This is a genomic window from Celeribacter baekdonensis, from assembly GCF_003047105.1.
GTDB classification, from domain to species: domain Bacteria; phylum Pseudomonadota; class Alphaproteobacteria; order Rhodobacterales; family Rhodobacteraceae; genus Celeribacter; species Celeribacter baekdonensis_B.
This window is the reverse complement of record NZ_CP028475.1, coordinates 1,160,552-1,172,409: the sequence shown is the minus strand read 5'-3', so window position 1 is coordinate 1,172,409 and position 11,858 is coordinate 1,160,552. Positions and strand designations below refer to the sequence as shown.

Below are 11,858 nucleotides of genomic sequence, written 5' to 3'. Positions count from 1 at the left end.
ATCCCAAAGAAAAACCCCGCCGCTGGCGGGGTTTTGTCGGCTCGAAAGCTGCGAGAAGTTACCCACGCAGCTCCGCCACGATTTCAACCATCGCATCATAGGGCACATAGCCGCGCAGCATCTGGTCGCCCATCACAAAGGTCGGCGTACCGGAGATTTGCAGCTCGGCCGCCAATTGGTGGTTTTTCGCGATCACCGTGGTCACGTCTTCGCTGTCCATCTTGGCGACAACCGCATCGGCGTCGATGCCAAGGTCGGTGGCCAAGCGGCGTAGCGAGCCCACGGTGACATCGCCCCGTGCTTCCATCAGTGCGTCATGGAAGGTCAAATACGCGTCATCTCCGGCCACCATTTTGGTCGCAACGGCAAAGCGCGACGCCAAAACTGACGCGTCGCCCAAGATCGGGAATTCTTTGACGATCAGTTTGATATTGCCGTCTTTTGCCAAAAGCGCTTTCACATCCGGAAAGGCCTTTTTGCAATAGCCACAGCGGTAGTCAGTGAATTCGACCATCACGATGTCGCCGTCTGGATTGCCGTAGACGCCATCAAATTCGGTGTTGTAAATCGCATCCACATTGGCGGCGATCATATCGGCATCGCTGGAGACCTGAGCTTCGGCCTGACGGGCTTGGTAAACGTCCACGGCCTCCATCAACACCTCAGGATTGTCCAAAAGATAGGCGCGGACTTCGGCGCGAAACGCCTCGCGTTCCGCATCTGACATGTCGCGCATGTCAAAAGCGGCGGCGCCAAGCGCAGTGGAAGCGGTCAAAAGGGCCGCGGCACCGAGGCGGGCGCAGGCTTTGGCAAAAGGCATATCTCTATCTCCGTTTGAGAGCGGTTTCGCACGCGTTTATCACATCTTGCGCCCGGTTCCACCCAACACTTCCGTGACTCAGCCCTGCTGTGGCACGTTGAGCCAAAGGCATCGCGGCTTTGCAATCGCCACGCATGATATGGGCCTCTGAGGCATTGAGTGCGGCCATGGCGTCCTGACCCGATTGGGCATAGGCGGAGGCCAAATGACGCAACAGCACGGGATCATAGCCATCACGCGCGCGCGCCGCCTCAAGTGCTTTGATCGCGGCAGGCAGGTTGGCCTTATTGGTCGTCGCCAAAAGCGCACGGCCCAGACCGGCCTGAATTTGCGGCTCATTTGGTGCCATTTTCGCCGCCCGGCGATAGGCGGTAACAGCGGCGTCAAATTGCCGACTTTCCAAGAGAATCTGCCCCTGAAGCTCGGCGTAATACGGATCGTTTGGACGCAGCGCGACGAGGCGGGCCATGGTGGCCATCGCCTCTTTCGGCTTGGGCACACGGTGCAGTGCTACGGCGCGGCGCATCAGCGCGATGTCGGACCCATCCGAGGCGGGCACCCGGCGCAACGTGTAGGCGGGCGGGCGGATAAAGGCCTCCAACTTGCCGCGCGCGCGGGCGTACCAATAATTGGCCTCCGGGTCAGGATTGGCGGTGAGTTTGGAGGCGGCCGCATAGCCCCTGAGCGCGCGCAGACGGTCGCGGGTCAAAGGATGGGTGCGCGCGTAGGGGTCTTGGCGGCTTTCGGAGAGGACCTCTTGGCCGCGAAACATTTCAAGCACATCCAGCATCGCCTGTGGCGGAATGCCCGCGCGCGCCATATATCGGATGCCGGCCTGATCGGCAGAGGCTTCCTCGGCGCGGGTATGACCAAACAGCACCCGCTGCGCCGATCCAGAGATCCCGATCGCAAGGCCCGCCGCCGCTTCGCCATTGCCCGTGGCGGCCACCACAGCCCCCGACAGCAACACACCAAGAGCGGCCGCCGTCGAGGCATTTTGCATATTGACCTGACGCCTGATGATATGGCCGCCGGTGATATGGGCGACTTCATGGGCAATCACCGCCTGAACTTCCGCCGCTGTATCAAGGCGCAAAAGCAGGCCAGAATGGATGAAGACATGGGAGGTGTCAGCGACAAAGGCGTTGGGTTGGTCATCATGGATGATGACGATTTTCATCCGCGCCGCCGACAGACCCGCCGCATCAAAGATTGGTCCGGCCAAACGGCCAAGCGCATATTCAATGTCCGGGTCACGCAAAATTCCCTTGGCCCATGCCGAAAGCGGCAGGCAGAGCATCACCGCAACGGCCACACATATCGTCACCGCTTGGCGCATCATCTGCTGCATTGCAATTCCCCTCTGTCGCTGGCATTTCAGGCCCCAAACAATCACAGGACATGCCCGATGAAAACCTCCCGCCGCTCAGCTGTCGATCCTTTTATCGTGATGGATGTGATGGAGGCGGCACGCGCGCATGAGGAGGCCGGGCGGCACATCATCCATATGGAAGTCGGTCAACCGGCCACGGGCGCGCCCAACGCGGCGCGGGCCAAATTGGCGCAAGAGATGGAGCAGGGGCCTTTGGGCTACACCGTCGCGCTTGGCCTGCCGGAGTTGCGCAAAGGCATCGCGGCGCTCTATCAGGACTGGTACGGGGTGGATTTGGATTGGCGGCGCGTGGTGATCACGCCGGGTTCATCGGGCGCGTTCATTTTGGCGTTTACCGCGCTGTTTGATGCCGGGGCCAAGGTGGGATTGGGCGAGCCGGGCTATCCGTCCTATCGCCAGATCCTGTCGGGGTTGGACATCACGCCGGTGGGCATTCAGACCCAAATGGAGAACCGCCTACAGCCGGTGCCAAGCGAGATCCCCGACGGTTTGGATGGCTTGATCGTCGCCAGCCCCGGCAACCCCTCGGGCACGATGTTGGACCGAGAGGCCATGGGCGCGTTGATCCAGACCTGCCAGGACCGCGGCGTGTCGTTCATCTCGGATGAGATCTACCACGGCATCCAATATGGCACGCCTCCGGTGACGGCGTTGGAGCTGTCCGATGATGTCTATGTGATCAATTCGTTTTCGAAATTCTTCTCTATGACGGGGTGGCGCGTCGGTTGGATGGTGGTGCCCGAAGATCATGTGCGGGTGATTGAACGCATCGCGCAAAACTTTTTCATCTGCCCGCCGCATGCCGCACAGGTTGCCGCCTTGGGCGCGTTGGAAGGTCGCGATGAGTGTCAGGCGCTGGTCGATGTTTACACCGAGAACCGCCGTTTGATGTTGGACGAGCTGCCGAAAATCGGTTTTGACCGGATCGCCCCCCCGGACGGGGCATTTTACATCTATGCCGATGTGTCGGAGTTGACTGAGGACAGTCGCGCCTTTTGTGCCCGTATTTTGGATGAGGCCGGGGTGGCCGTGACACCGGGGTTGGATTTTGATCCCAAACGCGGTCATCAGACGATGCGGTTTTCCTATGCCCGCTCGACCGAGGACATCCGCGAAGGACTGCGCCGTCTTTCCGTTTTTATGGCTGTCTTTATGGCCGAAGAATTGGCACAAATGTGATCATGCCTTTGCCCCGGTGATGGCTGTTCAGGCCACGCCTGTCCGGCTACACTGTGCCAAGGGCCGGACACGCGGCCGGTTTTATGAGGTTTCGATGCAGGTTTTCAAAGCGCTCGCTCTTTCTGTGCTCGCCGTTTTCCCCTTTGTCCACAGAGCAGAGGCGCAAGATGGGCTGACCGCCTTGGCCCGCGCCGACAGTTCGGCCTCGGCGCTGGTCGATCAGGGGGACAGTCTTGAGATGATGCTGCGTCTGTCCCAACCTGTGCCGTTTCGGATTTTCTCGCTCGATGATCCCAAACGCATCGTGGTGGATTTTTCTGAGGTCGATTGGACCGGGTTTGACACGCAGGCCTTTGACACGGCTGAGGGCGTCACCGCGCTGCGGGTGGGTGGGTTTGTCCCCGGCTGGTCGCGCATGGTGATGGATTTGGCCGCCCCTTACGGGCTGGTCCATGCCGAAATGTCGCGCGATGAGGCGGGGGCGGTGTTGCGGCTTAACCTTGATCCGATGGCCGCCGATGAATTTGCTTTGGGGGCCGGGACGCCGTTGGAGGCGCAGCTTGTGCGCCGCTCCGAGCCGGACGATGCGGCGATCCCACGCAAAAAATTTGGCGAAGGGCCGTTGAAGGTCGTGCTTGATCCCGGCCATGGCGGCATTGATCCGGGGGCTGAACGCGATGGCGTACGCGAGGCGGATTTGATGCTGAGTTTTGCGCGTGAATTGCAGGATGTGTTGATCCGCGCCGGTGGGTTTGACGTCACATTGACCCGCACAGATGACGTGTTCGTGCCGCTTGAAACCCGCCTGACCTTGGCGCGTGAGGCGGGGGCCGAGGTGTTTATCTCGCTCCACGCCGATGCGATTTCTGAGGGCCGGGCCGAGGGGGCGACGCTTTATACGTTGGCCGATCGCGCCTCGGATGCGGCCTCGCAAAAACTGGCCGAACGTCATGATCGCGCCGATTTGTTGGCCGGCGTGGATTTGAGCGATCAAGACGATGTCATCGCTGGCGTGCTGATGGACATGGCTCGCACTGAAACCACGCCGCGCACAGACCGTTTGGCCAATGCTTTGGTAGAACAGTTGCAAGACAGCGTCGGCATGCACAAACGCCCGCGCTTAGAGGCCGGATTTTCCGTGCTCAAAGCCCCTGATATGCCCTCTGTTTTGCTTGAACTGGGCTTTCTGTCCTCGCCCAAAGATCGCGCCAAACTCAATGATCCGGCTTGGCGCACCCGCGCCGCCTGGGCCATTCGCGACGCGCTTTATGCCTGGCAGGATGAGGAACGGGCGGCGATGCGCAAATTGCGGAAATGAGTTTATGCGGCTCATGTGACCCGTTTCGCCCTATCATTCCCCGCCGCTTCGCGTATGGGAGGGGGACCCATACGGAGACATGAACGATGACAGCATCACAGAGCGTGCCGGAGCTGATTGCCGCAGCACAGGCCAAAGCGAAGAGATCCGAAGAGATCATTTTGGCAGGGCAGGCATCTTTCGACGCGCAAGACCTGCGCGCCGCACATGTCGCGCTTGAATTGGCGGCCGTGGATGCCTTTACGCTGTTCGAGGCGCGGATGCAGCACCATTTCAAACGCGGGCCGTTTTCGCGCAAACTGACCGCCGCCCTCAAAGAGGCCGGACGCGGGGAGCTCGCCGAGCGCATTCACGTCTATTATCTCGCCATCAACGTGCTCAAACACGGCAAAGGCGCAAGCTACCGGGAGTTGCTTGAAACTCCCACCGCGCTTGTCCATATGAAACCCGCCAAAGGCGCGACGACGCAAGACGAAAACGCGCCCTCAGATTTGATAGATATTGGCGTGCCGGGCTTTTTCGACGGCCTCGCCGAAAGCCTTTTGGCGGCGCACGCGTTTCTTGAAAATCGGTAGATGTTTGGTGGCCGTGTCAAAAACGAGGGTTTTGGCAGGTCTTTCGTGACCTGTTTTGCCACCAAGGCCCTTGTTTACAGAGATTTTGTTTCGCGGGAGAGCCAGTCGATAAAGTCGGCCACTTTCTGTTTTGGTCTGCCATGAGCGTGGGCAGCATAGACATATCCGCTGTCTTGAAATCCGAATGGCGCTGACAACCTTGCACTTGAAAGGTCGTCGAGAACGAGATGAGCTGGCGTAACGCAGATTCCTAATCCCGCCGCAGCCGCTTCTATTGCAAGTGACAGATGTTCGAACGTCGATGTATGCGGTGGCTTTCGGTCCGGGACGTTCTGGATCGCAAGCCATGACGTCCATGCATTTGGACGGGTTTTCGACAGAAGCAGGGAAATGTCCTGTAGGTCGTTTGGTTGCAAAGCTTGCTGTGATCCAGCCAGTGAAGGCGTCATCACCAGCCCCAGCTTTTCTCGAAAAAGTATAGTGTCCCGTTCGCCAATCTCATGATCAGGGGCGTGCGCCAAGATCGAGACATCCATGCGGTGTCCCGTTTTGTGCGGAGTGCGAGGGTCAGTAGAGAGGCGCACATCAATGTCAGGATGCTCTGTTCGGAACCTGTGAAGACGCGGGATCAGCCACCGGACAGCAAGAGTGCTAAGACAGGCAACATCAAGGATTTTGTCCCTTTCGGTATCAATGGCACCGAGCGTAGCTTCAATATCGTCTAAAGCTTTGGTGACGCTTGCGGCAAGCTGTTGACCGGCAGGCGTCAGAATATGATGCGTGCGATGACCGACAAACAAGTCAAAACTCAATGAGGATTGCAGCTCGGATATCTGTCGGCTCACGGCACCAGCCGTCACCAAAAGCTCGTCTGCGGCACGAACCATGTTTTTGTGGCGCGCGACAGCCTCGAATGTGCGGAGCGCGTTAAGTGATACTTTAGAACGGGCCTTCATTGAGAAAAACTCACAGTTTCCATGTCGAAAAATCGTTACCAAACCTGTTCACGCAAAGCTACACATTCTTGGAAACTCACTCAGCGCAAGGTTTGCAGATGCCAATTGTACGTACTGCCGTTAAATCCGGAACCCCTAAAGAAATAAAGGAAAAGATCGTTTATGGCATCCATAACGCTCTTATTTCAGGCATTGGAATGCCGAAAGACGAGTTGTTCAACCTTGTTCAAGACTACGATCCAGATGACTTTTTCTACAGCCGAACATTCAACGGTATCGCAAGATCTGACAACGTAATCCTTGTGGAAATCACAATGCGCCGTGGACGAAGTGACGCGATGAAAACAGCACTTTATGCGGCTATTGTCGACAATCTGAAACGAGATGCGAACGTTGAGCCTCGTGATGTTCTCATTTTCATGCACGAAAACGACCATTCAGATTGGTCAGTTGGAAACGGTAAGTTCGCGATGCAAATCGTCCAGCAACGCGGCACAGATCATTAGGGCATTGGGCGTTGATTTATCAAGTCAGCCAGTGCCCAAAAGGACCGTTTTGGAACGGTAAGAATTGCAGTTTATCAACTGCGGCTTTACGAAATCGGCCAGTGGCGCGACCGCTGCGAAAGCCCGCTTTGTCCCGCATCGCCGCCATTCGGCAAACCCATCACATCACCCCGCCAAACGCGCCATCCAGACGGTGTGGAAATCGCATTCGGGGTCTTCGGGCACGTAGCGCAGCACCTCTAAGCCTTGCTCAGCCATCAGGGCGCGGTATTCGTCGGGGCCGAGCGAGGCGTGGTAGACCTCTTCGCCCTCGACATTGCCGATCACTTCGCTGTCCTCAGGACCCGAGGTGAACAGCAACACGCCGCGGGGCGCGAGGTGGTGGGCGAACGTGGCGAACATCGCCCGTTGATCATCTTTGGAGAGGTGAAAGAAACTGTCCCATGCGATCACCGCATCAAAGGTTTCTTGTAGATCAAGGCCGCGCATGTCCTCGTGAAACACCCGCACATTGGGCAGGTTCTCTTGGAACAACGCGACCATGGCCGCGGCGCCATCGACGCCTGTGACTTCAACCCGGCGATCCACCAGATATTGCGCAATCGGCCGACCTGCGCCGCAGCCAAGGTCAAGCACCCGGCGTTTGCCAGTGCTTTGCGGGGCGTGAGCCAAAAGCCGGTCCAGCCAGACCCGTTCAAACAGGGCCTTGCTGCGGTTGCGATCAAAGCCTTTGGCTTGGCGTTCGTAGGTGGGCAAGATATTTTCGGGTGTCATGGTGACCAGCAGATAGGGGGGCAGGCGGGGCAGGGCAAGCCTAACCGTATTGGCCGCGATCACAAGCGGCGTCTTTCTGCTCACATTTGCGCGGGGGATGTTTTGACCGCGGGGCCGGGCCTGTATAAGGAGGGGCAAAGATCGGGCACTGATGCGAGTCAGGGTCGGGTCAGTTGGTGGGAAAGGCAAAGACGTGCTTCGATTTATCCTCTCTTTTTTCGGGACGATTTTCTCGTGGGTGACCACGGGGGCCTTTCTGTTGGCTTTGGTCATCGGCGGGATTTTCTGGATGTATGGGCGCGATTTGCCCAATCACGAAGCCTTGGCGCAATACACCCCGCCGACGATTTCGCGGATTTACTCCGGCGAAGGCAAAATCATCGACGAATTTGCCAAGGAACGCCGCCTGTATACCCCGCCCGAAGAGATCCCTGATCTGGTGAAATATGCGTTTATTTCCGCCGAGGATAAAAATTTCTACACCCACCACGGCTATGATGTGCGTGGGATGGCGGCAGCGGCTTTGGATGCGGCCAAGGGCGGTGCGTTGCGCGGGGCCTCGACCATCACGCAACAGGTGATGAAAAACTTTTTGCTCTCCTCGGATCGTTCCGCTGAGCGTAAAATCAAAGAGCTGATTTTGGCCACGCGGTTGGAGCAGACCCTCACCAAGGATCAAATCCTTGGGCTTTATCTCAACGAGATCGACCTTGGTGTGCGCTCTTTTGGGGTGACGGCGGCGGCGCAGTCTTATTTCAACAAATCCCTGTCTGAATTGGCCCCGGAAGAGGCGGCGTTTTTGGCGATTCACCCGAAAGCGCCCTATTCCTATCATCCGGTGAAAAACTACGATGCGGCGCTCAAACGGCGCAACTTCGTTTTGCGCGAGATGTATGAGAACGGTTATCTGAGCCAATCGGACTATGAAACCGCGCGGGAAAAGCCGATCAAATCGGTGCAAAACGGCGATTACGAAAGCTTCCGCTCAACCCTGCCGCCGCGCGATTATTTCACCGACGAAATCCGCCGCCAATTGTCCAAGGACTTTGGCGAAGAGGAATTCTTTGAGGGTGGCCTCTCAATCCGCGCCACGATGGACCCGGAGATGCAAACCAACGCGGCCCATGCGTTGCAAAAGCGGCTCGAAGAGTTGGACCGGGGCCGGGGCCAATGGCGCGGCACGGACAAGACGATTGATGTCGCCACGCTGGAGGATGGCACTTGGGAAAATGCGCTTGAGAATGTGAATGTGGCGCGGGACGTGACGCTTGATGGCAAATGGTCGGTCGGCGCGGTCAACACCATTGGCTCCTCCGAGATGACGGTGATGGTCGAACAGGTCGGCGAAGTCACGGTGCCGCGCGAGGACATCAAATGGATCAAAGGCGGGTTCAGCGACAATTTTGAACGCGGCGATGTCGTCCATATCCGACGCATGACCACGGGCAACAACGGCGAGGGCGATTTGATCCGCTGGAGCTTGCGCCAAGTGCCGCAGGTGCAGGGCGCGTTCATGGCGATGGACGTCAACACCGGCCGTGTGATCGCGATGCAGGGTGGCTTTAGCTATCAAAACTCGGTGTTCAACCGGGCCACACAGGCGACGCGTCAGCCGGGCTCTTCGTTCAAACCCTTCGTCTATGCGGCGGCTTTGGACAGCGGATTTACCCCGGCGACGATCATCGTCGATGCCCCGATTGAGATCAACACGCCCCAAGGCGTCTGGCGTCCCAAAAATGCTTCGCGCACCTTTTACGGGCCAACGCCGCTCAGAACCGGGATTGAGCAGTCTCGGAACCTGATGACCATCCGTTTGGCGCAGGAGGTCGGCATGGACACGGTCGCGCGCTATGCCGAACGCTTTGGTGTCTACGATCACATGGGGCAATATTTGGCCTCCGCGTTGGGTGCCGAAGAAACCACCGTGTTCAAAATGGTCTCGGCCTATGCGATGTTTGCCAATGGCGGTGAGCGGGTGGAACCGACGCTGGTCGACCGGGTGCAGGACCGTTGGGGCCGCACCATCTACAAACATGATCAACGCGCCTGTCCTGAATGCGAGGTCGCCACACTTGCGCCGGGCAAAGCGCCGACCATTACCGCAAACCGCGAACGGGTGATGAACGCGATCACCGCCTATCAATTGACCTCGATGATGCAGGGCGTTGTGTCGCGTGGCACCGCCGCCGGTAAGGTGCATTTGAACGTGCCCGTGGCGGGCAAAACCGGGACCACCAATGACGGCAAAGACGCGTGGTTCATTGGCTTTACCTCCAATATTGTCGCGGGCTGTTACATCGGCTTTGACACGCCGCGCGCGATGCGTGGGGCTTCGGGCGGCGGGTTTTGTGGCCCGGTGTTTGACGCTTTCATGCAAGACGCGGTCAAAAAATACGGAGGCGGCAAATTCAAAGTGCCGCCGGGCGGGCATTTCATCAAAATCGACCGCTATACCGGCGCGCGCCTCAATGATAGTGCCTCGGGCCCGAATGTGGTGGCCGAATATTTCCGCGATGGCGAAGAGCCGATCTTTGGCCTGATGTATGACGGTGGCTTTGCCATGGGGGCGGATCTGCCCTTGGTGTCAGGCGCAAGTGCTGGCAGTGGTCAACGCGATGTTCAGACCTCGACGGGGCGGGTGATTAAAGTGCCGGAAAAGGCCCCGATCAACTCACTGTCCTCGGGCGGGCTGTATTAAACCCTTTCGCGAGATCGGCAGACCCGCCCCCTTGTTTCTTGGGGGCGGTGCGCGTAAATCTTGCCGGACCCTGAGACGCTTTGATCGTTGAGACAAGAATAAGGTAAGACACCCGTGCGCGCTGAAATCCAAAACACTGTGGCGAAAATCGAAAAATCCGTGGCACTGCTCAAGCAGCGACTGGATTGGGAAACTGCGCCGCATCGGCTTGAGGAATTCAACGCGATGATCGAGGATCCGACTCTGTGGGACGATCCCGAGCGGGCGCAAAAACTGATGCGCGAGCGCCAGATGTTGATGGATGCGGTGGGCACCGCGAAATCCATTGAACAGGACATGAAAGACAACATCGAACTCATTGAAATGGGCGAGATGGAAGAGGACCAGGAGGTCATCGCCGAGGCCGAAGCGGCGCTGATGGCGCTGACCAAAACGGCGGCTGAGAAAGAGCTTGAGGCGCTTTTGGATGGCGAGGCCGATGGCAACGACACCTTCCTCGAGATCAACTCCGGCGCAGGCGGCACCGAGTCCTGTGACTGGGCCTCGATGTTGGCGCGGATGTATGTCCGCTGGGCCGAGAAAAAGGGCTATAAGGTCGAATTGCAGTCCGAGAGCGCGGGCGAAGAGGCGGGCATCAAATCCGCCGCCTATAAAATCTCCGGGCCGAATGCCTATGGCTGGTTGAAATCCGAGTCCGGTGTGCACCGTCTCGTGCGCATTTCGCCGTTTGATAGCGCCGCCAAGCGCCACACGTCTTTTACCTCGGTCAAAGTCTACCCGGTGGTGGACGACAATATTGAGATCGAGGTGAACCCGTCCGACATCCGCATCGACACCTACCGTTCGTCGGGCGCGGGCGGTCAGCACGTCAACACCACCGACTCCGCCGTGCGGATCACCCACTTTCCGACCGGGATCGTGGTGACCAGCTCGGAGAAATCGCAACACCAAAACCGTGACATCGCAATGAAGGCCCTGAAATCGCGCCTCTATCAGATGGAATTGGACAAACGCTCGGCCTTGGTGAATGAGGCCCATGAGAACGCCGGTGACGCCGGCTGGGGCAACCAAATCCGCTCCTACGTGTTGCAGCCCTATCAAATGGTCAAAGACCTTCGGACCAACTTTGAAACGTCAGACACCAAAGGCGTTCTGGACGGCGATCTGGACGGTTTCATGGCCGCCACTCTGGCGCTCAACGTGTCGGGGAAATCCCGGGCCGATGCGCAAGGCGAGTGAGCGGGAGTGATCTCTCGCGGAGAGTGTAGTTGCGCCGAAGCTGCCATTGAGCATGGATGCAGCGAATGGTGGGTTTGAGCCCGAAGTGACGGATGCTGCATAGCGAACCAATCGCTCCTTTCAGTTGAGGCTCCGAAGCCCCCTGCGATATAACACTTGCAGTCATCATAGGAGATCTCAGCATTGAAGGTGTTTGCCATGGCGGCCCTTTTCGCCGCAGTTTTTAGCAGTGCGACTACGGCCGAAGTGACAAGGGCCGGACCGGCAGCCGTACTTTGTCGCGAACTCTCGGGGCTGACATAGGATGATCTGCTTGCAAGGCAGTCTGTCATATGGGCGGAAGGCTACTGGACCGCATTCAACATCGTACTTGCAGATAATTGCATGCAACAGCGAAACT

General features: G+C 58.2%; 10 protein-coding genes. 6 read left to right on the top strand and 4 right to left on the bottom strand.

Going from position 1 to position 11,858, the window contains the following annotated elements; all coding sequences use genetic code 11:
* Positions 1 to 58: 58 nt before the first annotated feature.
* Together DA792_RS09255 and DA792_RS09250 are read right to left on the bottom strand one after the other, a co-directional pair.
* Positions 59 to 820: a DsbA family protein gene (locus DA792_RS09255; RefSeq protein WP_107719687.1), complete on the bottom strand. Its 762-nt coding sequence runs from the start codon at positions 818 to 820 to the stop codon at positions 59 to 61.
* A 4-nt stretch (positions 821 to 824) separates the two neighbouring features.
* Positions 825 to 2,171: a M48 family metalloprotease gene (locus DA792_RS09250; protein ID WP_254679663.1), complete on the bottom strand. Its 1,347-nt coding sequence runs from the start codon at positions 2,169 to 2,171 to the stop codon at positions 825 to 827.
* 57 nt (positions 2,172 to 2,228) lie between these two features.
* Between DA792_RS09250 and DA792_RS09245 the strand changes: the two genes are divergently transcribed.
* The 3 genes from DA792_RS09245 to DA792_RS09235 all read left to right on the top strand — a co-directional run bounded on the left by DA792_RS09245 (position 2,229) and on the right by DA792_RS09235 (position 5,285).
* Positions 2,229 to 3,392: a pyridoxal phosphate-dependent aminotransferase gene (locus DA792_RS09245; protein ID WP_107719686.1), complete on the top strand. Its 1,164-nt coding sequence runs from the start codon at positions 2,229 to 2,231 to the stop codon at positions 3,390 to 3,392.
* A gap of 94 nt (positions 3,393 to 3,486) precedes the next feature.
* Positions 3,487 to 4,710 carry an N-acetylmuramoyl-L-alanine amidase gene (locus tag DA792_RS09240; protein ID WP_254679662.1) on the top strand — a complete coding sequence of 408 codons (1,224 nt, stop codon included), beginning with the start codon at positions 3,487 to 3,489 and terminating at the stop codon, positions 4,708 to 4,710.
* An 86-nt stretch (positions 4,711 to 4,796) separates the two neighbouring features.
* Positions 4,797 to 5,285 (top strand): hypothetical protein, encoded by a 489-nt coding sequence (locus DA792_RS09235; protein ID WP_107719685.1) that lies wholly within the window; start codon positions 4,797 to 4,799, stop codon positions 5,283 to 5,285.
* Between the two features lie 74 nt (positions 5,286 to 5,359).
* Here DA792_RS09235 and DA792_RS09230 read toward each other — a convergent pair whose 3' ends face one another.
* Positions 5,360 to 6,241: a LysR substrate-binding domain-containing protein gene (locus DA792_RS09230; protein WP_107719684.1), complete on the bottom strand. Its 882-nt coding sequence runs from the start codon at positions 6,239 to 6,241 to the stop codon at positions 5,360 to 5,362.
* A gap of 98 nt (positions 6,242 to 6,339) precedes the next feature.
* Here DA792_RS09230 and DA792_RS09225 point away from each other — a divergent pair, with 98 nt between their 5' ends.
* Positions 6,340 to 6,747, top strand: coding sequence for a tautomerase family protein (locus DA792_RS09225; protein WP_107719683.1), 408 nt, complete (start codon positions 6,340 to 6,342; stop codon positions 6,745 to 6,747).
* Positions 6,748 to 6,912: 165 nt separating this feature from the next.
* Here the strand turns inward: DA792_RS09225 and DA792_RS09220 are convergent, their stop codons facing one another.
* A complete protein-coding gene (locus DA792_RS09220; protein WP_107719682.1) occupies positions 6,913 to 7,584 on the bottom strand; it encodes a class I SAM-dependent methyltransferase in 672 nt (223 codons plus the stop codon).
* Between the two features lie 130 nt (positions 7,585 to 7,714).
* Between DA792_RS09220 and DA792_RS09215 the strand changes: the two genes are divergently transcribed.
* Both DA792_RS09215 and prfB read left to right on the top strand, forming a co-directional pair.
* Complete coding sequence (locus tag DA792_RS09215; protein ID WP_107722637.1) at positions 7,715 to 10,219, top strand: penicillin-binding protein 1A; 2,505 nt, start codon at positions 7,715 to 7,717, stop codon at positions 10,217 to 10,219.
* A 114-nt stretch (positions 10,220 to 10,333) separates the two neighbouring features.
* On the top strand, positions 10,334 to 11,458 hold the full coding sequence (gene prfB, locus DA792_RS09210; protein ID WP_107719681.1) for a peptide chain release factor 2: 1,125 nt from the start codon (positions 10,334 to 10,336) through the stop codon (positions 11,456 to 11,458).
* Positions 11,459 to 11,858: the final 400 nt, after the last annotated feature.

Excerpts from the sequence above, each read along its gene's own strand:
- DA792_RS09255 (WP_107719687.1), bottom strand. The coding sequence starts at position 820 with ATGCCTTTTGCCAAAGCCTGCGCCCGCCTCGGTGCCGCGGCCCTTTTG.
- DA792_RS09250 (WP_254679663.1), bottom strand. The coding sequence starts at position 2,171 with ATGCAGCAGATGATGCGCCAAGCGGTGACGATATGTGTGGCCGTTGCG.
- DA792_RS09245 (WP_107719686.1), top strand. The coding sequence starts at position 2,229 with ATGAAAACCTCCCGCCGCTCAGCTGTCGATCCTTTTATCGTGATGGAT.
- DA792_RS09240 (WP_254679662.1), top strand. The coding sequence starts at position 3,487 with ATGCAGGTTTTCAAAGCGCTCGCTCTTTCTGTGCTCGCCGTTTTCCCC.
- DA792_RS09235 (WP_107719685.1), top strand. The coding sequence starts at position 4,797 with ATGACAGCATCACAGAGCGTGCCGGAGCTGATTGCCGCAGCACAGGCC.
- DA792_RS09230 (WP_107719684.1), bottom strand. The coding sequence starts at position 6,241 with ATGAAGGCCCGTTCTAAAGTATCACTTAACGCGCTCCGCACATTCGAG.
- DA792_RS09225 (WP_107719683.1), top strand. The coding sequence starts at position 6,340 with ATGCCAATTGTACGTACTGCCGTTAAATCCGGAACCCCTAAAGAAATA.